Raw genomic sequence first — 20499 nt, forward strand, 5'->3', positions numbered from 1 at the left:
CTCAGCCCCGCTCCTGGTCCGAGGCACCTTCTTGCTGTGGCTGCTGCTCCAGTTCCAGCCCCAGTCCCAGTTCCAGGGACAGGAAGCCGGTTCCGGCCGCCGCCCGTGCGGTCCGGTCGCCAGCCGCGAGGGCCCAGGGTGCCTTCGGATCGCTCGACGACGCCCGCAGTGTGTCGCCCTCCCGTACGACGGTGAAGGTCACCCCGTCCACGGCCACCGTGACCTGCGCGCCGCGCGCCAGACCGTACGCGTGCAGGGTCACCCCGTCCGCGTACGGATAGTCGGGGCGGTCCTCGACGGCACCCACCGGGATCACAGCGCCCGGCCGGACGAGCAGCGGCACGCTGGAGAAGCCGTGCCGCTCGCGCACCCAGCGGGGCCCGGTCACCGTCCGGCCGGTCAGGAAGTGCGTCCAGGTGCCCTCGGGCACGTAGTACGACACGTCCCCGTCGTCGGAGAACACCGGCGCGACCAGCAGGTCGGGGCCGAGCATGTACTGCCGTTCCAGATGCGCGCACCCGGGGTCGTCCGGGAATTCGAGCACCATCGCGCGCATCATCGGCACGCCTTCCGCGTGCGCGGCGCGGGCGGCCTCGTACAGGTACGGCATCAGGCGCAGCTTCAGGCGGGTGAACAGGCGCAGGACGTCCACGGACTCCTCGTCGAAGAGCCACGGCACGCGGTACGAGGAGCTGCCGTGCAGCCGGCTGTGCGAGGAGAGGAGTCCGAAGGCGAGCCACCGCTTGAAGAGAGCGGGGGTCGGGGTGCCCTCGAAGCCGCCGATGTCGTGGCTCCAGTAGCCGAAGCCGGAGAGCCCGAGGGAGAGGCCGCCGCGCAACGACTCGGCCATCGACTCGTACGTGGCCTCGCAGTCGCCGCCCCAGTGCACCGGGAACTTCTGGCTGCCGGCCGTCGCCGAGCGCGCGAAGACGACCGCCTCGGCCTCCCCGCGGTGCTTGCGCAGCACGTCGAAGACGGTCCGGTTGTAGAGATAGGTGTAGTAGTTGTGCATCCGCTCGGGGTCGCCGCCGTCCGCGTACGCCACGTCGAGCGGGACCCGCTCCCCGAAGTCGGTCTTGAAGCAGTCGACGCCCTGCGCGAGCAGCGCCTCCAGCTTCGCCGCGTACCAGTCGCGGGCGGCCGGTGAGGTGAAGTCGACGAGTGCCATGCCGGGCTGCCACAGGTCCCACTGCCAGACACTGCCGTCCGGCCGCCTCAGCAGATGCCCGAGCGCCTTGCCCTCCGCGAAGAGCGGCGAGCGCTGCGCGATGTACGGGTTGATCCACACGCTGATGTGCAGTCCGCGCTCCTTGAGGCGGGCCAGCATCCCCTCCGGGTCCGGGAAGACCCGGGGATCCCACTCGAAGTCGCACCAGTTGAACTCGCGCATCCAGAAGCAGTCGAAGTGGAAGACGGAGAGCGGGAGTTCGCGCTCTCTCATGCCGTCGATGAAGGAGCTGACGGTCACCTCGTCGTACGACGTGGTGAAGGACGTCGACAGCCACAGCCCGAACGACCAGGCGGGCGGCAGCGCCGGACGGCCGGTGAGGGCCGTGTACTTGCGGATGATGTCCTTCGGGGTGGGCCCGTAGATCACGTAGTACGTCAGCTGCTGGGTCTCCGCGCTGAACTGGACCCGCGACACCGCCTCCGAGCCGACCTCGAACGACACCCGCCCCGGATGGTCGACAAAGACGCCGTACCCCGCGTCCGTCAGATAGAACGGCACGTTCTTGTACGCCTGTTCCGTGGCCGTGCCCCCGTCGGCGTTCCACATGTCGACGACCTGGCCGTTCTTCACCAGCGGCCCGAACCGCTCCCCGAGCCCGAAGACATGCGTGCCGACGCCCAGGTTCAGCTGCTCGCGCAGATAGTGGCCGCCGCTGCCCGCGTCCCGCATGATGCCCATGCCCTTGGGGCCACTGCTGGTGAGGGTGCGGCCGTCGGCGAGGAAGTCCACGTGCCAGGGCCCGGTGCGGCTCACGCGGACGGACAGGGCGCCGGCGGTGAGGGTCGCGGAGTCGTCGTCGTACTCGGCGTGGGCCTGGCTGTATTTCTCTGGGGGACATCCCCCGGACCCCCGGACCTCCTGGCCCGCCTTGTTCAGCTCGAACCGCGGCCCCCGGGGCTCCTCGCCCTCGAAATGCGTGAACGTGACGCCGATGACGTCGGGCATCGGGGCGTGGGCGCCGATGGTCACGACCGGTCCCTTCAGAAGATCGCCGCGGTGGCGGATGGGCTGGGTCGGCGCGTGGATCTCCAGGGCCCCGGATCCGGCGCTCACATCGAGGACCTCGACCGGATGGGCGGCCGTCACGCCCTCGCGCAGCAGCCAGTAGCCGTCGGTGAACTTCACGCGCACACCCCTTACTTGACGGCACCCACGGCGATGCCGCGGGTGAGCGTCCGCTGGAAGACGAGGAAGAAGACGATGGCGGGCAGGACGCCCAGCAGGGCCGCGGCGTTCGTCATCGTGGCGTCCATCAGGCGCTGGCCCTGGAGGACGCCGAGCGCCACCGACACGGTCTGGTTGTCGTTGGAGATCAGCATCACGAGGGGGAGCAGGAACTCGTTCCAGGTCCAGATGAAGAAGAAGACCAGGAGCACGCCGATGGTGGGCCGGCTGACGGGCACCACGATCCGCCACAGCACCTGCCACTTGTTCGCGCCGTCGATCCGGGCGGCCTCGATGATCTCGCGCGGGAACTGCCCGAGGACCGAGGCGAGCAGATATGTGCCGAAGGCGGCCTGGATCACGACGAAGACGATGATCACGCTCAGCCTGGTGTCGTACAGACCGGCTTCCTTGCTCAGGTAGTAGACCGGGTAGACCAGGGCCTCCTGCGGCAGCATGTTCGCCAGCACGAAGAAGGCGAGCACCCAGGTGCGGCCCTTGATCCGCCCGATGCCGATCGCGTACGCGTTGAGCACGGACAGGACGACGGCACCGAGGGCGACGGACCCGCTGATCAGTACGGAGTTGACGAGCTTCTGCCCGAAGTCGACGCGCTCCCAGAAGTCCTTGAGCCCGTCGAGGTAGACGCCCTCGGGAAGGCTCAGCGGGCCGTTCGCCGAGTACTCGGCGGGCGACTTCACCGCGTTGACGGCGACGATCAGGAAGGGCAGGACCATGAACAGGGCGCCGATGACCAGGGCGAGGAGGACGGGGTAGCGGCGGAGGGCGGTCATGGGGCGGCCCTTGCTCGCGTCGATGCTGCTCATCGCACGACTCCCTGTTCGGCGTCCTCGGCACGGGTCTGGAGCTTGAGGCCGACCACGGCGAGCAGCAGGACGATCACGGTCAGGACGGTGGAGATCGCGGCTCCGTAACCGACCTGCGTCTTCTCGAAGAACGTGGTGAACGAGAAGTACGAGGGCACGTCCGTCGACCCGCCGGGTCCGCCCTTGGTGAGCACGTACACCGCGCCGAACACCTTGAGCGCGGCGATCGTGCACCAGAGCAGCACGACGTAGATCTCGGGCCTGATCTGCGGCAGCGTGACGTGCCAGAACCGCCGCCACCAGCCGGCGCCGTCCAGTTCGGCGGCCTCGTACAGCTGCGGGTCGACGCGTTGCAGGCCTGCCATGAAGATGACCAGCGGGAAGCCGAGCTGTACCCAGACCATCACGCCCATGACGCTGTAGAGCGCGAGGTCGGGATCGCCGAGCCAGTCCTGCTGGAGACCGCCGAGCCCGACCGCCTTCAGGAGTTCGTTCAGCGAGCCGTTCTCGGGTGCGAGGATCCAGCTCCACACGATGCCCGCGACCGCGATGGGCAGCACCTGCGGCAGATAGAAGCAGGCGCGCAGCACGGCGGCCGTGCGGCTGCCGAAGTGCTTGCCGACGTAGTCGAAGAGGGCGGCGGCCAGGACGAGCCCGAGGACGGTCGGTACGACCGCCATCGCGACGACCATGAAGAGGCTGTGCCGGAACGACGCCCAGAACTCGGCGTCGTCCATCAGCTCGCGGTAGTTGGCGAGCCCCGTCCACTCGGGGCTGCCGACGCCCTGCCACTCGGTGAAGCTCACGCCCGTGTTCATCAGGAACGGGACGACGACGATCACGAGGAAGGCGAGGGCGCCGGGGAGGAGGAAGAGGGCGTAGGAGTCGCGGGGACGGCGGGGTTTCCTGGAGGAGTGGTGACGCGCTTCGACAGCTGTGCTCCTCCGCCCGCCCCGCTTCTCGACGGTGAACGTCATTGGTCCTGTACGCCCTTGTCGTACGCGGCCTTCACCGCGTCCAGGTAGGCGTCCGGCTTCGCGCTCCCCGTGATCAGCTTCTGGGTCTCGGAGACGAGGACGTCGTAGAAACCGGGGGCCGACCAGTCGGGGTAGAACGCCAGACCGTCCCGCTCGGAGAGCGTGTTGAAGTTGGCGATGAGGCCCTTGGAGCGCGGGTCCGTGATGGCTGCGGGATCGGCGGCCACCGGGACGCCGCCCTTGTTGCCGAGCAGGTTCTGGATCTTCTTCGACATGGTGATGTCGATGAAGTCGTACGCCAGTTCCTTGTTCTCGGCGCCCTTGGGGACCACCCACAGGTTGCCGCCCGAGCCGAGGGTCAGGTTCGAGTCCGGCCACAGGAACGTGCCCCAGTCGAACTTGTTCTCCGCGGCGAACCGGCCGAACCACCAGCTGCCGGAGAACAGGATCGGGCTCTTGCCCTGCATGAAGGAGAGCCCGGCGTCCTCGGCCTTCGTACTCGTGGACTTCTTACTGATGTACCCCTTCTTCACCCAGTCCGCGAAGGTCTCGGCGCCGTACGTCCAGGCGGCGTCGTGGAAGTCCGGCGCGCCCTTGTAGAGCTGGTACGAGTCCACCCAGGCGCGGTCGGCCTTCGACAGTGCCAGCTGGTAGAGGTACTGGTGGGCCACGTACTCGGCGCCCGCGTTGGCGAGCGGGGTGACGCCCTCGTCGACGAACGTGTCCATGGCGGCGGTCAGTTCGCCGAACGTCCTGGGCTCGGCGATGCCGTACTTCTTGAAGAGGTCCTTGTTGTAGAAGACCATCGTGTACTCGGCGTAGTTGGGGACGCCGAACCACTTGCCGGAGCCCATCACGCCCTTGGCGTCGTACTGGCTGGTGGTGCGCACGCCGGCGCTGAGCTTCTTGTCCCAGCCGCGCTTGGTCACCTCCGTGGACAGGTCGGTCAGCAGGCCCTGCTGGGAGAGGTGGCCGGCTGTCGCGTTGCCCTTGTTGTACTCCATGAGGTCGGGTGCGTCATCGGAGTTGAGGACCATCGGGGCGGTCTTCTGGATCTGCTCGAAGCCCTTCTCCTCGAACTTCACCTTCACGCCGGGGTGGGTCTTCTCGAACTCCTCGATGGCCGCGTTCCAGGCGACCGCCATGGCGCTGTCGGGGCTTTCGTAGTGCCACAGTTTCAGGGTCTTCCCGTCGGAGGACCCGCTGTCCGAGTCACCGCAGGAGGCCAGCATCAGGGTGGTGCTCACCACCGCGGCCGCTGCCGCCATCACACGCCTTCGTGCCGTCAACATCCTGTGCCTCCGGGGGAGTCGGACGGTTTTCGTCAGCTCGACGGGCGCTTGCGCGGTGCCCGTCGAACCGATTCGACGAGCGCCGTCGAAGCGCTTCGACGGGGGAACGTATGTGGGGGCTCGGGGGGAGTCAATGGGGTGCGCGCGAATTGCAGCGGTGTGGTGGGGGTGGGTGGGGGCTGACCGCGCCGTTCCCCGCGCCCCTGGGAGCGGCCGTGCCGCGGGGGCGGTCTGTCCGGTGCGGGTGGGCCGGGGTGGGCCGCGCAGTTCCCCGCGCCCCCAAGAGCGGCTCCGCCGCTCCGGGGGCCGGCCAGGGGCGCGTGCGTTTCGGGGGCGCGGGGAACGGCGCGGGCAACCTTCACGGCCCGCACCTGATGGAGGGCCTAGCGTTTGTGGTTTTGGGGGCGCGGGGAACGGCGCGGGTCACCGGAGCCGGCCCGTCACCTGGTGGAGGGGCCGTCCTTCAGGGGCGCGGGGAACGGCGCAGAACGCGCCGTCGCGAGCGCTATCAGCAGCGCCGTCACCGCCGCCCCCACCGGCACCCCATAGCCCGCCGCGGGCGAAGACGCGTGCTCCACCACGAACCCACCCACCGCGGACCCGCACGCGATCCCGCCCAGCAGCCCCGTCACCGCCCACGTCATCCCCTCGTTCAGCCGCCCCTCCGGCGTCCGGTGCTGGAGCAGCGTCATCGCCGTGACCATCGTCGGCGCCGTCGCCATCCCCGCGAGCAGCAGCGCGAGACCGAGCGTCACCAGTCCGCCGCCGCCCCCGAGCGTGGCGGCCAGGAACGGCAGGCACATCAGCGGCACCATCGCGCCCACACTGAGCAGGAACCGCCGTTCCACCGACCCGCCCAGCCGCAGCACCCCGTACAGCAGCCCCGCCGCACACGACCCGGCCGCCTGGAGGGCGAGGACCACCCCGGCCGCCGCCCGGTGCCCCTGTGCGTCCGCGAACGCGATCGTCACCACCTCCATCGACCCGAACACCGCCCCCGTGGCGAGGAACCCGACCAGCAGCGGACGGATTCCGCGCGCCCGCAGCGGCGACGGCACCCCGGCCTCCGTACGCCCCCGCGCGGGCGGTTCCGTCGAGCGCTGGGCGCTGAACACCAGCACGCCGGTCAGCAGCAGCACGACCGCGACGAGCGTGCCCGCCTCCGGGAACAGCGCCCCGCACAGCAGCGCGGCCAGCACCGGCCCGAACATGAAGCACAGCTCGTCCGCGGCCTGCTCGAAGGAGTTCGCGGTGTGCAGCCGGGCCGGGTCCCCTTCGAGGAGATGGGCCCAGCGTGCCCGCGACATGCCTCCCGTGTTCGGCGTGGTCGCCGTGGCCGCGTACGCCGCGAACAGTGTCCAGTCCGGCGCCCCGAGCCGGACGCAGAGCAGCAGCGCGAGGGAGCCGAGCGCGGCGACCGCGGTCGCGGGCACGGCGATCCGGGCCTGCCCGTGCCGGTCGACGAGCCGTGCCGTCCAGGGCGCCACGACCGCCGTCGCCGCCAGCCCGGTCGCGGTGACGGCACCCGCGAGCGCGTACGAGCCCCGCGTCTCCGCGATCATGATCACGGCGCTCACGCTGAACATGCCCATGGGGAGCCGCGCAATCAGATTCCCGATCGTGAACGCCCGAGTTCCAGGAATGGCGAAAAGTAGACGGTAGGGATTCCGCGAGCGCGAGGGCGAGGGTGAGGGCGGGGACGATGAGGTCGAGGGTGAACGCGGTGCGGTCGGGCGAGGCGGCATGGAGGAACGTTCGCCCGCCCCGCCGCACGGAGTCCAACACCTTCTCCGTACCGATTCACGCACCCGCGTTGTAAGTTCGCCCGATGCCCGCGCACCCCTCCCACCCCGCCGACCCCGCCCGCGCCGAGCACTCCGCGTACTCCGCCCACCTCGACCCCCGCCTGCTGCGCGCCTTCCTCGCCGTCGCCGAGGACCTGCACTTCACGCGCGCGGCCGCCCGGCTGTACGTCGCCCAGCAGGCCCTCAGCCGAGACATCCGGCGCCTGGAGCGGGAACTGGGCGCCGACCTCTTCGTACGCACCACCCGGCAGGTCGCGCTCACCCCCGACGGCGAGCGGCTGCTGCCCCACGCGCGGCGGGCCCTGGAGGCGCAGGACGACCTGCTCGCGGCCTTCGGGCGGGCGGGCCCGTACGGCAGGACGGGCGCCGAGTGCCCCCTGCTCGTGGACGTGAACAGCCCGGGCCTCGTCTCCGGGCGGATCCTGGCGCTGGCCCGCGAACTCGTCCCCGACTGCGAACTGATGGCCCGCTTCGAGAGCGGCCTCACCGGCGCGGCGGCCGAGCTGCTGGCCGGCCGGCTCGACGCGTCTTTCGGCCGCTTCGCGGGCCTCGAACCGGCCGTGCGCGCCCGCCTGGAGCAGCAGCCCGTACGGTACGAGCCGATGGCCGTCGTACTGCCCGAGGACCATCACCTGGCCGCACTGGACGCCGTACCGCTCGACGCCCTGGCGGGGGAGCAGGTGTACGCGGGAGCCGGTAACCCCCGGACGCTGGAATGGACGGGCCTGGCCCGTCAGCTTTTCGAGGGACGCGGGATCGAGGTGGCGGCACCCGCGCCGCTCGCCATCGGCACCGAGGAGTTCCGGAGGATCATGGCCAAGACGCGAACCCCTGTGCTGGCCGTGGTGGACTTTCCGGCCATGCCGGGTTCAACGCTTCGTCCCCTCGTCGACCCTGTCCCGTTGTCGCCGGTGTCTTTGGTGTGGCGGAAGGGTCTGGTGCATCGTGGAGTTGCGGCATTGAGGACTGCGGCGGCGCGGCTCGCGGCGGACGAGGGTTGGCTGGAGCGCCCTGCAGAGGGATGGATTCCGGCCACGGATGCACTCATCATGATGAGTCGGATCTGACACATAACCCTCACTCATGGCTACGTGCGATACATTCGTGGCCCGGGTGCAGTGTGATAAAGGGGGCGCTCGGACCGGATGGGGGTCCGGTTCCGGACGACGACGTGCGAGTATCCGGGTCGCACGCGCCACCCCAGAACGATTCCCGTGGGGGGATGTACGTGCGCGTGAAAAGTTGGCCAGAAGACGCTCAACCGGGTCGGAATGAATCCGATCAGCCCGGGGTCGGCGGTGACGACCGTACGGCTCGGGACGAGACCGGCCGGGCGCTTCGAAATGGTCCTGATCAGCCCTTCCGTAACGGTTCCGGCCATGCCGGCGGCGCGGACGTGACCGAGGTCATGAGCGGCCCGGGGCAGGGATCGAGGCCGAGAGCGGGAGCGGTCCCTGGATCGGGATCGGTCGCGGGGGTGCCCGGTGCGTCCGCTGTGACGGGCGCGTCCGACGGCTGGTTCCGGCGTGAGGCCGCCGCGGCCGTGCCGCGGCAGAGGGACGACGACCAGGACGTCGACCGCTTCCCGGGGAACCAGGACACCGCCCGTTTCCCAGGCGCCCAGGACACCGCCCGCTTCCCGGAGGGGCCGAGCACCGACCGCTTCCCCGGCACTCAGGACACAGCCCGCTTCTCCGGTACTCAGGACACCGCCCGCTTCCCGGGCACTCAGGACACCGCCCGCTTCTCCGAAAGCCCCGTCGGCGGCGGGTACGACCCCGGTCCCGGGTACGACCCCGCCGCCGGGCAGGACGCCGGCGCCGCCGCGCACGACTCCTGGCAGGAGTCCGAGCACCCCGAGCACACCCATGACCCGCACGAGGTCACGGTCCAGCTCGACGGTGTGGGGCGGCAGTTGGAGGACTGGCTCGTCCAGCAGGCCAAGGGTGCCCCCAGCACCCAGGAGGGCTCGGACGGCCCGGTCTTCGTCGACGAGACAGGCCGCCGCAGCCGGATGTACCGCAGGATAGGCATGGCGGTGGGTCTGGCCTGCGCGGTCTACGCCGTGGCCATCCTCATCACCCTCATATCTGGCAACTCGAACGCCCCCTGGCTGCCCATCAAGGACCAGCAGGGAGACTCACCGGCAGGCCAGGTCGAACCCTCGCCGCAGCCCACCGAGTCCGCCGACCCCTCCGGCTCGGCGAGCGCCTCGCCCGAGGCGAGCGTCTCCGGCACCGAGGGCACGACGCCGTCACCCGGCGCCAGCCTCTCGGCCGACACGTCGGCCAGCGCGAAGGCGCCCGACACCTCGGCCGACCCCAAGCCCTCCGCCAGCACCACCAAGCCGGGCACGGGCACCAACAACTCGCCCGACCCGGGCGACGACCCCACCGACGAAGTCCCCGCGTCACCGGACCCCGAGCCGGAACCGACCGACACCGGCGTCACGGACGGCCCCACCACCGAGGCCCCCGCCGGAAGCGGTACCAACGACGTTGCCGACGCCCCGCTCACGGCGGAGCCGACTCCCATCGAGCCGAGCCCCCCCACCCCGTCCTCCCCGGAGAACATCCTCTGATGGCACGCCGCACCAGCACGCGCGGCGCAGGACGGGGCGCCGTACGGCGTCGCCGCCTGCCCATGCGCTACCTGTTGCCCTCGCTGATCCTCATCGCCCTGATGGCGATGCTGATGCTGCGCGGGTACGTACACAGCGAGATACTCGCGGACCACCGCATCCAGCCCGAGGCCGCCACCGACCGCGTACCCGAGAAGATTCTCGACGGCGGTCCGGTCATCGACACCCGCGGTGGCCGCACCGCCAGCCTCAGCGTGCCAAGACACCATCTCGTCCTCACCTTCGACGACGGCCCGGACCCCGAGTGGACCCCCAAGGTCCTCGACGTCCTGAAGAAGCACGACGCGCACGCGGTGTTCTTCGTCACCGGCACCATGGCCTCGCGCTACCCGGACCTCGTCCAGCGCATGGTCGACGAGGGCCACGAGGTCGGCCTGCACACGTTCAACCACCCCGACCTCTCCTTCCAGTCGAAGAGCCGTATCGACTGGGAGCTGTCGCAGAACCAGCTGGCGCTCGCGGGCGCGGCCGGCATCCGTACGTCGCTGTTCCGGCCGCCGTACTCCTCGTTCGCCGACGCCATGGACGACAAGTCGTGGCCGGTGACCGAGTACATAGGCAGCCGCGGGTACCTCACCGTCGTCAACAACACCGACAGCGAGGACTGGAAGAAGCCCGGCGTCGAAGAGATCATCCGCCGCGCCACCCCCAAGGGCGGCAAGGGTGCCATCGTCCTCATGCACGACTCCGGCGGCGACCGCCACCAGACCGTCGAGGCACTCGACCGCTTCCTGCCCGACCTGCAGAAGAAGGGGTACGAGTTCGACAACCTGACCGGCGCGCTCGGTGCCCCCAGCGCGCACACCCAGGTCACCGGGCTCGACCTGTGGAAGGGCAAGGCCTGGACGTGGGCGGTGCAGTTCTCCGAGAAGACCACCGACGCCCTCGTCGTCTGCCTCGCCGTCATCGGCACCCTGGTCATCACCCGCTTCGGCCTGATGCTCGTCCTCTCGGTCGCGCACGCCCGGCGTGTGCGGCGCAAGAACTTCCGCTGGGGACCGCCGGTCACCGAACCGGTCTCGGTGCTGGTGCCGGCGTACAACGAGGCCAAGTGCATCGAGGCCACCGTGCGTTCGCTGGTGGCGAGCGAGCAGCCCATCGAGGTCGTCGTCATCGACGACGGTTCGAGCGACGGCACCGCCCGCATCGTGGAGAACCTGCGGCTGCCGAACGTACGCGTCGTGCGCCAGCTCAACGCGGGCAAGCCCGCCGCCCTCAACCGGGGCATAGCCAACGCCAAGCACGACCTCATCGTGATGATGGACGGCGACACCGTCTTCGAGCCGGCCACCGTGCGCGAACTGGTGCAGCCCTTCGGCGACCCGAGCGTGGGCGCCGTCGCGGGCAACGCCAAGGTCGGCAACCGCGACTCGCTGATCGGCGCCTGGCAGCACATCGAGTACGTGATGGGCTTCAACCTCGACCGCCGTATGTACGACATGCTGCGCTGCATGCCGACCATCCCCGGAGCCGTCGGCGCCTTCCGCCGCTCGGCCCTTGAGCGCGTCGGCGGCATGAGCGAGGACACCCTCGCCGAGGACACCGACATCACGATGGCGATGCACCGCGACGGCTGGCGGGTCGTCTACGCGGAGAACGCGCGTGCCTGGACCGAGGCCCCGGAGTCCGTCCAGCAGCTGTGGTCCCAGCGCTACCGCTGGTCGTACGGCACCATGCAGGCGATCTGGAAGCACCGCAAGGCGCTCGTCGAACGGGGCCCCTCGGGCCGCTTCGGCCGCGTCGGCCTCCCCCTGATCTCCTTCTTCATGGTCCTGGCCCCGCTCCTGGCCCCCCTGATCGACGTGTTCCTGCTGTACGGGATCGTGTTCGGCCCCACCGAGAAGACGATCGGCGCCTGGCTGGGCGTCCTCGCCATCCAGGCGGTCTGCGCCGCGTACGCCTTCCGGCTCGACAAGGAACGCATGACCCACCTCATCTCGCTGCCCCTGCAGCAGATCCTCTACCGCCAGCTCATGTACGTGGTCCTCCTCCAGTCCTGGATCACCGCCCTCACCGGCGGCCGGCTGCGCTGGCAGAAACTGCGGCGCACGGGCGTGGTCGGCTCGGCGCCGGGCGCCGCGGCCGGTCCCGTACCCCGGCAGCGCGCGGAGAGCGGCACCGGAAGCGACCGGAGGCCCGTCGGATGACGCACGACCAGACCACTGATCCGGGCGGTCTCCCGGAGGAGCCGGGGTACGACGCGAGGTGGGTGATGTCCCCGTTCGACAAGCCGGACACATCCCCGCTGCTTGACGCACCCCCCGCACCCGGCGCGTTCGGCACGAGGGTTCCGGCGGAGAATCCGGGGTCTCCCTTCGAGGAGCCCTCCGCGTCCGCCGCGTCCCGGGCGCCGTCCGTACCCGCTCCCACCACTCCGGCCGCTGCTTCGACCGCTTCGACCGCTTCGACCGCTTCCGCGCCGAAGAAGGCGAACGGCCGTGACCGCTATCTGGACCTGCTGCGCACCCTGGCGCTGTTCCGCGTGGTCGCCTACCACCTGTTCGGCTGGGCCTGGCTGACGGTCCTCTTCCCGTCCATGGGCGTGATGTTCGCCCTCGCCGGTTCCCTGATGGCGCGCTCGCTGAAGCGCCCGGCCCTGGGCGTGATCCGCGGCCGTATCCGCAGGCTCCTGCCGCCCCTGTGGGTGTTCAGCGCGGTCATGCTCGCCATGATGTTCGCCGCGGGCTGGAACATCTCCGAGGACCCCGACAACGGCGGCACCTGGGGTCTGATCGAGCTGTTCAACTACGTCGTACCGATCGGCGCCCCGCCGTTCCCGTGGAGCATCGGCGACAAGTCGGGCCTCCTGGAGCAGACCTGGGCGGTCCAGTCTGCGGGCGTGCTCTGGTACCTGCGGGCGTACCTCTGGTTCGTCCTCGCGTCCCCGCTGCTCCTGTGGGCGTTCCGCCGGGCCCCGTGGGTGACGCTGCTGGCCCCGCTCGGGCTGACGGCCGTGGTCGGTACGGGCGTCGTCACCATCCCCGGTGAGACGGGCAACGCGGTCTCGGACTTCGCGGTCTACGGCGGCTGCTGGGTCCTCGGGTTCGCGCACTACGAGGGCATGCTGCAGAAGATCCCGCGCTATGTGGCGGTCTCCTGCTCGACCCTGCTGATGGCCTTCGGCCTGTGGTGGGCGTCGGGCCATCTGGGCCCCGACGGCTGGGACCTGAACGACATCCCGCTGGCCCAGGCCACCTGGTCCTTCGGGTTCGTGGTCATCCTGCTCCAGTACTCCCCGTCCTGGCAGGACCTCCCCGGCCGCCTCAAGCGCTGGGACAAACTGGTCACCCTCTCCAACAGCCGTGCCATGACGATCTACCTGTGGCACAACCTCCTGATCATGGCGACGGTGCCGATCCTCGACCAGCTCTACAACCTTCCGTTCATGAACGACCGGATGGTGGGCCTGCTGGACGCCACGTACATGGTGTGGATGTTCGTCCTGGTCTGGCCCCTGATAGGCCTCGCGATCCTCGCCGTCGGCTGGATCGAGGACCTGGCGGCGAAACGGAGTCCGCGGCTGTGGCCGACGGGCTCGAAGAAGCCGACCCGTCCGGGCACGCACGCCGGCCCCGGCGCGGGAACCGGTTCGGGCCCGGCGTCCCACTCCCGGCCCCGGGCGCGGGCGCGAGCACGAGCGCGCTAGGGCCGCACGGACGGCAGGTGCAGTCGGATATTCGCGCGGGCCAGGCAGAGAGCCTGGCCCGCGCTCCGTTCCGTTGTCCCCGTGCGTCGGACGTCTGTCGGCGGTGACCACGACCTGTCGGCGATCTGTCGGTGGAGACGGCGACTTTGGGCGGATCGGTGCTCCCTGCGAGCACACCGCCCCGATCGCAAGGAGCCGGTCACAGTGTCTTCCGCATCCCCACTCCAGAGCGGACCGTGGGACGTCCACCGGCTGCCTCCCGCAGAGGGCAGGACCTTCCTGGTCACCGGGGGCAACGCCGGGATCGGCTACTTCGTCGCGGAGCAGCTCGCCGCCACCGGCGCCGTCGTCGTACTGGGCAGCCGGGACGCCGCGAAGGCCGACGCCGCAATGACCTCGATCCGCTCGCGCGTCCCCGGCGCGCAGGTGCGGCACCTGCACCTGAACCTCGCCGACCTGTCCTCCCTGAAGACGGCCGTGGACGCCCTGGATCTCGATCATCTCGACGCGGTCGTCCACAACGCGGGGGTCGCGCTCGACGACCCGCCCCGTCGGGAGACCGAGGACGGCCACGAGCTGATGTTCGGCACCAACCACCTCGGCCATTTCGCGCTCACCCAGTGGCTGGCCCCTCTGCTGTCCGCGGCGCCGGCGGGCCGCATCGTGACGGTGGGGAGCTTCGCGGCACGGTCCGAACGAGTGGACCTGGACGATCTGCAGTCGTCCCAGAACTACCGGCCCAAGCGCACATACGGCCGGTCGAAGCTGGCGCAGATGTGCTTCGGCTTCGAACTCGACCGCCGGCTGCGTGCCGTCGGCAGCACGGCGCTCAGCGTGGTAGCCCACCCCGGCGGCGCCCTGGACTCCCTCACCCCGTCCCGCGTGCCGATCCACGTGACAACTCCCGGCGAGCGGCTACGCGCCCTGCCCGTCGGCCTCCTGGTGCAGGGCAAGGACGCAGGAGCGTGGCCCGTCGTCCGCGCCGTCCTCGACCCGGAGGTGCGGGGCGGACAGCTGTGGGGACCGAGGCTGTTCGGCATGCGCGGACTGCCACGACGTGAGCAGGTCCCCTCGCACATGGCTGACCCCGCCGTGGCGGCCCACCTGTGGACGGCCAGCGCGAAGCTGACGGGCATGGACCCACACCACAACTTCAGCTGAAGCCGCACCCGACCCCTGGGTAGCGTGGCGCCCGCAAACCGCCTATGCCTCAGGGGAGACATCTGTGACCGGCATCGGTTGGTGTGAGGTATCTGCGTTCGTCGGGCGACTGACGGGACGGGTGGGGGGAATGGCAGGGGCCGACGCGTGTCTCCGCCCACGCACCCCCCTGCAACCCTGTCGTTTCAGTTTTGCCACGAGCCTCGGTTTGCTGGAGTTCGCACTGGTGTCGCCTCCCGTGCCCTCGGTAGCGTGGCGCCCTCAAGTCACCTTCGCCTCACGGGAGACATCTGTGAACCGCCGTCCCACTCTGCTCGCAGCGATCACGCTGACCGCCGCTGCGGCCTTGACGCTGTCCGCCTGCGGTGGCGACAGCAACTCCGAGGACAAGGCCAACGACAAGATCGCGGGCGCGGACACCGGCAAGGAGAAGTCACCTTCGCCGACCGCTTCGGAAGAGGCTGCAGCCGGGCGCCCGAAGATCGAGCTGCCGTCGGACGTCAAGCTCACCTTCACACCTGAACAGGCGAGTGACGCCGTGAAGTCCGCAGTCCTGAAGGACAACGCGGAGTTCACTCGCGCACTGAACGCCGCCATCGTCGCCCAGAACCCCCGGCTGCCCGCTCTCGAGTACTACACGGAGGGCGAAGGCGCGGCTGCGGCTGAGGAGTGGGTGAAGGCGTTCAAGGATGTCGGCTGGACGGTCACTGGAACCGTGCGCTTCTTCGACCGGCAGGTCACGGTCAACTCCAAGGACAGCGCTTCGCTCAGCTACTGCGGTGACGAGAGCAAGGGCTTCAGCAAGGTGATCAAGACCAACGAGATCAAGGGAAGCAAGGTCACCAAGGACAGCTACATCGCCTATGGAGCGCAGGTCCAGAAGAACAAGAAAGGGGTCTGGGAGCTCGTGAAGATTTCGTCCACTCGTGGGGCCGACAGGTGCCAGCCGTGATCAGACTCCAGCGTCTTGTCGCGATCACGATCGTGGCTGGGTCGGTGTTCTGGACCCTCTCTCCCTCCGCTGTTGCCACCCAGAACCCCGGTAAAGGGGGAATTGGTGCTGGTCCGGGCAAAGGTCCTTCGGGGGGCGCCGACGGCGACACCATCAATGCTTCCGTCGGCACGATCGTCTACGACCGTTCCAAGAACGGCAGCGGCGGCTCAGTCGGGGCCGTGAGCCCCACGACGACCTGGACCCCGCCCGCCTGCTGGTACGCCCCGAAGTACACCCCCGAGCAGCTCCAGGCATACATGGAGCCGATCTGGGAGGCGGGGTCGACGGGGGACCAGTGGGACGCCGAGCAGCGCGAGAAGTACGTCAACGGCGGTGAGTACAAGGACTTCAACAAGGAAAAGACCGGCAAGGGTTATTTCTGGGACTCGTACGTCAACGACAGCTATCCGCCCGGCTGGGACAAGTGCACGGAGCCGCCGTTCTGGGTGGACACGGGTGACGCGCCGCCTGCCAGGATCCAGAACGCCATCACTCCCGAAATGCTTGCCCAACTCGCGTACGCCGAGATCAGGGTGCCCGGCACGGCGGTGAAACTGGCCCCCGAAGGCACCACCAAGGTGAACCTGCCGACCTGGGCCTGGCTGGACGGCGCCGACTTCAAGCCTGTCTCGGTCACGGCGTCCATACCCGCGATCGGTCTCCAGGCGACCACCACCGCTGAGCCGATCTCGCTGAAGATCGAGCCGGGCACCGGCGACGCAGAGACCTACCCGGCTTCCGGCGAGTGTGCGATCGGCAACGACGGCCGTATCGGGGAGCCCTACGCCAAGGGCAAGGCCGACGAGACCCCGCCGTGCGGTGTGCGCTACTTGCGTTCGTCGGGCGACGGCTCGTACAAGCTCCAGGCGACGGTCACGTGGAAGATCTCGTGGACGGGTACGGGAGTCAACCAGCCGCAGGACCTGCCTCCCGGCGAGTTCGGAGCCGACCAGGACGTGATCGTGCAGGAGATCCAGTCGATCAACCGCTGACGGGGTGGGCGGGGATCAGGTGCCCTGTCCTCGGTAGCGTGGCCGCGCTCAAGCCGCCTTTGCCCCAGGGGAGACATCTGTGAACCGCCGTCCCACCCTGCTCGCCACGGTCACACTGACCGCCGTCGCGGCCTTGTCGCTGTTCCGCCTGCGGTGGTGACAGTCCCGACGACGAGGCCGCGGGCGTCCACACCGGCGCAGGCACGCGGAAGCGTGCTTCGCCGTCCGCGTCCGGGTCGGCTGTCGCGGGGCGGCCGAAGATCGAGCTGCCTTCGGATCTGACGTACGCCTTCGAGTGGAAGAAGACCGGCGACAAGGAGAAGGACGCCGTCCTGGGCGACAGTGAGCAGTTCATCAAGGCTGTGGACATGGCCATCGCCGAACAGGAGGCGCTGCAAGGCCGACCGCTATTACTCCGAGGGCGAGGCGGCGGCAGGCAGCGAGCAGTTCAGACAGGAACTCAAGGAAACGGCCAAGGCGTCTGGAGCACGGAGAAACTGACGTCACAGCGGGGGAGTACCAAGTGTCGCCCCTGAGGTAGCCGCGTACCCCAGGCCGCCGTGTGTCCCGTACCTGGCGGAGGTGACCGGCGGGTACGGGACGTCACGGTCGTTCTCAGTTGCTGGGTGCTGGGCTCAGGCGCATTGCGCGCGGGCCCTCTCCGGGGGTGTTGGTGCAGCGGTGGTCGCCCGGGGTTCGGGTGAGGTGGAGGCCCAGGCAGGCGCCCAGGGCCAGTTGGCCGTAGTGGTTGGGGTGCAGGGACTCCTGGCGTTGGCCCTGGCCCGCGCCGGTGGTCACGAAGCGGACCCATTCGCTGGTACGGCCCGAGGGCCGCTCGCGGGGGCCCGCCTGGACGGTGGTCGTGGAACAGACCTCCCGGCCGTCGAAGGCGCGCGACAGGTCGAGGAACTCGGCGCCGGACTCACGCGCGGCCGAGGCGAGCGTGCTGCTGATGTCGGGGACGAGCTGGTCGTGGGCCCAGGTGAGGTCCTTGTCGAAGAAGGGACAACCACCGTCGGTCAGCCGGTCGTACTTGTCCCCGGGGTAGCGGATACGCGCGCCGTCGGGCAGCGGCGACGGGTAGGACTGCAGGATCAGGCGGTAGCTGCCCGCCGGATGGCCCGCCCGGTTCATGGCCGTGGTGACGTCGGCGAGTGAGTTCACGGCCGCGGCGCGCATCGCGGGCAGCCGCTTCTTGACCTCCGGCGCCTGCGTGGGAGCGCAGGGCGACGCCCCGATGGGAGTGACGAAGCCCTTGGCGCAGGCGACGATGACGTCCTCGAAGCCGAGGTCGTTGCCGCCGACGGAGACGACGACCGCCCGTACGGGGTGGCCGGTGACGGCCTTCTGGAGCTGCTCGGCCTGGGACGGCTCTGACTTGAACGGCCTCCCGCCGTGTTCGGGCAGCAGGATCGCGGTCGAGGTGGCCCCCGAGCAGGCGAGGTTGAGCCGATGCGCCCCGGCCGGGGCGGGCGAGGAATGGACCTCGGCGCTGTCGGAGCGGTTGCAGCCGTTGTCGTAGGACGCGCCGTACACCCGGTGCTCGTCCGTCGTCCTGCTGGGCTGGTCGAAGGCCCGGTCGGTGCCGGAGTAACCGCCGGCACTGTCGTTGCTGTTGCCCGACCAGCGGCCCGCCTCCCCGGAGATGAAGCTGTCGCCCAGAGACACCACCCACGGCGTCTCCGCGGCCTTGCCCTGCGCGTGTACGGTTCCGCCCTGCGTGAGGCCGGCTCCGCACAGGGCGGCCACGGCGGCGGTCGCGACCGCGATGCGCCTGCGGCATCGGGCCCGGCCCCGGCCTCGTACCCAAGTAGTTCTCATGTCGCTGTCAATTGCCAAGGCAAACATGGGATATGCGCCGAGGGCCGTGCTGCCCCTCCAACGGGTCGGGCGTCGCCATCGGTTGACGCCGACCGCGCGCCGGGGTGCGCCTCGCCGCTACGCCCTAGGGCCGCGGCGCGTTCACGTCGTGCGGGTCCCTGTGCGGCGTGCGCAGGCGGGAGATCAGCGCTCCGCCGTACGGGGAGGCGAGCGGGGCGAAGAACCAGAGAACGAATGCGTACGGGATCAGCCAGGCGGCGACGCCGCTGAGGATGAACCAGAGGCCGACCGCCCAGGAGCCGTCCGCCTGGTGGCGGGCTTCCGCGGGGTCGCCTGTGGTCAGGCCGGTTCTCGCGGAGATCTCCCTGATGACGGCCTCGCAGCAGACCATGGCCGCCATGGTGCCGGCGAACAGCGTGTCCGCCATCGGATTGGTCGCCGAGGCGCCGATGACCGCCGTCGGGAACGGAAGGAACGCGACCAGCAGCAGGAACGGCGCGTGCCAGCCCGTGAACGCGTTCGACAGCCTGTCGATCCGGTCCATCAGCTTGTGGTGGCGGCGCCACACCGACCAGAGCAGGATGAACGCCAGCGCGAACGCCAGGTAGGAGTCCCGCTGGTCCACCAGGAAGCTGCCCAGCGCGCGGGCCGACGCCAGTTCCTGTTCGTCCGGGCGGTCCAGTTCGACGGCCAGCAGGGTCATCGCGATCGCGAAGATGGCGTCGGTGAAGAAGGCCAGTCTCTCGGGCGAGAACCCTGGCTCCGGCCGAACGGTCCCGCTCATGCGAACTCCCTGACATCTGAATTGTGTATGTGATCTTAGGGAGCGGGTGGCTGCGCCTTCAGGGCGCGTATCAGTTCGCCCAGGCGTGGGCGGGTTGTTATGAGGGTGGTGTCGGGGTCGTCGCTCTCGCGGAGGTGGACCGTTCCGGTGGGCGTTGCGGCGACATAGACGCAGTTCGACCCGTCCCCGCTGTACGTGGACTTCTGCCAGTCGGTGGCGTGCAGCATGGGTCCCTCTCATGTGTCCTTGGCGAGACGGTGGATGAAATCCCGTGACTTGGCGGGACTCAGGGCGCATGACTCCATCCGGTCCAGGACGGCACGGTATTTGCTCAGCTGTGCCTCGGCGTCGAGGAATTCGCAGGCGCCGTGGTGCGAGTCCAACTGGATGGTGTCGAGCTGCGGAACAGGGCCGTCGACGTAGTCGAACGACTGGCCCGTGGTCGGGAAGTGGTCCGTCCCGAAGGGAATCACTCTGACGGTCACATGGGCCAGCTCGCTCATGTCGTTCAGGTGCTTGAGCTGCTCGCGGGCCACTGCGGGGCCGCCGAAGCCCATGCGAAGCGCCGACTCGTGGATGATCGCCGCGTACGGGGGCGGGTTCTCCCGGTGCAGGATGCCCTGCCGCTTGATGCGGAACGTGAGGCGGTGCTCGACCTCGTACTGCCGCATGGGCGGGGCCACTTGCCGGAAGAGTGAGCGTGCGTGGTCCGTCGTCTGCAACAGGGCGGGAATGTGGATGATCAGCGCCACACGCAGACCGGTCGCGTGGTGCTCGAGTTCTGCGAGGTCGACCAGCGCGGCGGTCAGGTGCTCGCGGTACTCCTCCCACCATCCGCGGGTGCGGCGCCCGGTCATCGCGGCCAGGGCGTCGACGAGCCGGTCGTCCGCGCAGGCGTACGCGCGGGCCATGGAGCGGACCTTGTCGGCGCTGACGGGCGTACGGCCGGTCTCGATCATGCTGACGCGTGCCTGGTTGACGCCGAGCAGTTCGGCGGCACCGGTTGCGGTCAGTCCGGCCCTTTCGCGAAGTTTGCGCAGCTCGGCACCGAACCTTCGCTGCCTCAGCGTCGGATTACTGGTGGGCGGCAAAGCGCGTCCTTACCTGGCCGTGGCATGTGTCCCTCTCCCTCACACGAGTGAAGCATGGATGCTTCTGGATAGA

Annotated in this window: 16 protein-coding genes; 7 read left to right on the forward strand and 9 right to left on the reverse strand. The window is 69.6% G+C overall.

From position 1 onward, the window contains the following. Position 1: 1 nt before the first annotated feature. From yicI to IE278_RS22705, 5 genes are all read right to left on the reverse strand, one after another. Positions 2-2356, reverse strand: a complete 2355-nt coding sequence (yicI, locus tag IE278_RS22685; RefSeq protein ID WP_189775077.1) for an alpha-xylosidase — start codon at positions 2354-2356, stop codon at positions 2-4. An 11-nt stretch (positions 2357-2367) separates the two neighbouring features. After that, positions 2368-3189 (reverse strand): carbohydrate ABC transporter permease, encoded by an 822-nt coding sequence (locus IE278_RS22690; protein WP_189775200.1) that lies wholly within the window; start codon positions 3187-3189, stop codon positions 2368-2370. Positions 3190-3218: 29 nt separating this feature from the next. Further along, on the reverse strand, positions 3219-4199 hold the full coding sequence (locus tag IE278_RS22695; protein ID WP_189775078.1) for a carbohydrate ABC transporter permease: 981 nt from the start codon (positions 4197-4199) through the stop codon (positions 3219-3221). Continuing rightward, a complete protein-coding gene (locus tag IE278_RS22700) occupies positions 4196-5491 on the reverse strand; it encodes an ABC transporter substrate-binding protein (RefSeq protein ID WP_189775079.1) in 1296 nt (431 codons plus the stop codon). The genes IE278_RS22695 and IE278_RS22700 overlap by 4 nt, the downstream gene beginning before the upstream one ends. A gap of 440 nt (positions 5492-5931) precedes the next feature. Next, the gene (locus IE278_RS22705; protein ID WP_189775080.1) at positions 5932-7236 is read right to left on the reverse strand and encodes an MFS transporter; all 1305 of its coding nucleotides are present in this window, start codon (positions 7234-7236) and stop codon (positions 5932-5934) included. 83 nt (positions 7237-7319) lie between these two features. Here IE278_RS22705 and IE278_RS22710 point away from each other — a divergent pair, with 83 nt between their 5' ends. From IE278_RS22710 to IE278_RS22740, 7 genes are all read left to right on the forward strand, one after another. Then, the gene (locus IE278_RS22710; protein WP_189775081.1) at positions 7320-8363 is read left to right on the forward strand and encodes a LysR family transcriptional regulator; all 1044 of its coding nucleotides are present in this window, start codon (positions 7320-7322) and stop codon (positions 8361-8363) included. Positions 8364-8791: 428 nt separating this feature from the next. Beyond that, positions 8792-9877, forward strand: a complete 1086-nt coding sequence (locus tag IE278_RS22715) for a hypothetical protein (protein WP_189775082.1) — start codon at positions 8792-8794, stop codon at positions 9875-9877. After that, positions 9877-12084 (forward strand): bifunctional polysaccharide deacetylase/glycosyltransferase family 2 protein, encoded by a 2208-nt coding sequence (locus IE278_RS22720; RefSeq protein ID WP_189775083.1) that lies wholly within the window; start codon positions 9877-9879, stop codon positions 12082-12084. The genes IE278_RS22715 and IE278_RS22720 overlap by 1 nt, the downstream gene beginning before the upstream one ends. A 65-nt stretch (positions 12085-12149) precedes the next feature. Beyond that, on the forward strand, positions 12150-13583 hold the full coding sequence (locus IE278_RS22725; protein WP_189775201.1) for an acyltransferase family protein: 1434 nt from the start codon (positions 12150-12152) through the stop codon (positions 13581-13583). A 204-nt stretch (positions 13584-13787) separates the two neighbouring features. After that, positions 13788-14744: an SDR family NAD(P)-dependent oxidoreductase gene (locus IE278_RS22730; protein ID WP_189775084.1), complete on the forward strand. Its 957-nt coding sequence runs from the start codon at positions 13788-13790 to the stop codon at positions 14742-14744. Positions 14745-15036: 292 nt separating this feature from the next. Continuing rightward, complete coding sequence (locus tag IE278_RS22735) at positions 15037-15696, forward strand: hypothetical protein (RefSeq protein ID WP_189775085.1); 660 nt, start codon at positions 15037-15039, stop codon at positions 15694-15696. Continuing rightward, positions 15684-16730: a hypothetical protein gene (locus IE278_RS22740; protein WP_189775086.1), complete on the forward strand. Its 1047-nt coding sequence runs from the start codon at positions 15684-15686 to the stop codon at positions 16728-16730. Before IE278_RS22735 ends, IE278_RS22740 begins: the two co-directional genes overlap by 13 nt. Before the next feature lie 615 nt (positions 16731-17345). On the opposite strand, the gene IE278_RS22745 is transcribed toward IE278_RS22740, so the two are convergent. The 4 genes from IE278_RS22745 to IE278_RS22760 form a co-directional block, all read right to left on the reverse strand. Then, positions 17346-18551, reverse strand: coding sequence for an SGNH/GDSL hydrolase family protein (locus tag IE278_RS22745; RefSeq protein ID WP_189775087.1), 1206 nt, complete (start codon positions 18549-18551; stop codon positions 17346-17348). 124 nt (positions 18552-18675) lie between these two features. Further along, entirely contained in the window at positions 18676-19335 is a 660-nt protein-coding gene (locus IE278_RS22750) for a TMEM175 family protein (RefSeq protein WP_189775088.1), read from the reverse strand. Positions 19336-19370: 35 nt separating this feature from the next. Next, positions 19371-19562 carry a DUF397 domain-containing protein gene (locus IE278_RS22755; protein WP_308434930.1) on the reverse strand — a complete coding sequence of 64 codons (192 nt, stop codon included), beginning with the start codon at positions 19560-19562 and terminating at the stop codon, positions 19371-19373. A gap of 9 nt (positions 19563-19571) precedes the next feature. Then, positions 19572-20426 (reverse strand): helix-turn-helix domain-containing protein, encoded by an 855-nt coding sequence (locus tag IE278_RS22760; protein WP_189775089.1) that lies wholly within the window; start codon positions 20424-20426, stop codon positions 19572-19574. Positions 20427-20499: the final 73 nt, after the last annotated feature.

The sequence above is a fragment of the Streptomyces tauricus genome, assembly GCF_014650955.1.
GTDB classification, from domain to species: domain Bacteria; phylum Actinomycetota; class Actinomycetes; order Streptomycetales; family Streptomycetaceae; genus Streptomyces; species Streptomyces tauricus.

Bases quoted from the DNA above. Each gene is read 5' to 3' on its own strand.
- IE278_RS22755 (WP_308434930.1), bottom strand. From the start codon at position 19,562: ATGCTGCACGCCACCGACTGGCAGAAGTCCACGTACAGCGGGGACGGG.
- IE278_RS22705 (WP_189775080.1), bottom strand. From the start codon at position 7,236: ATGCCGCCTCGCCCGACCGCACCGCGTTCACCCTCGACCTCATCGTCC.
- IE278_RS22690 (WP_189775200.1), bottom strand. From the start codon at position 3,189: ATGACCGCCCTCCGCCGCTACCCCGTCCTCCTCGCCCTGGTCATCGGC.
- IE278_RS22710 (WP_189775081.1), top strand. From the start codon at position 7,320: ATGCCCGCGCACCCCTCCCACCCCGCCGACCCCGCCCGCGCCGAGCAC.
- IE278_RS22720 (WP_189775083.1), top strand. From the start codon at position 9,877: ATGGCACGCCGCACCAGCACGCGCGGCGCAGGACGGGGCGCCGTACGG.
- IE278_RS22695 (WP_189775078.1), bottom strand. From the start codon at position 4,199: ATGACGTTCACCGTCGAGAAGCGGGGCGGGCGGAGGAGCACAGCTGTC.
- IE278_RS22700 (WP_189775079.1), bottom strand. From the start codon at position 5,491: ATGTTGACGGCACGAAGGCGTGTGATGGCGGCAGCGGCCGCGGTGGTG.
- IE278_RS22750 (WP_189775088.1), bottom strand. From the start codon at position 19,335: ATGAGCGGGACCGTTCGGCCGGAGCCAGGGTTCTCGCCCGAGAGACTG.
- IE278_RS22745 (WP_189775087.1), bottom strand. From the start codon at position 18,551: ATGAGAACTACTTGGGTACGAGGCCGGGGCCGGGCCCGATGCCGCAGG.
- IE278_RS22725 (WP_189775201.1), top strand. From the start codon at position 12,150: ATGTCCCCGTTCGACAAGCCGGACACATCCCCGCTGCTTGACGCACCC.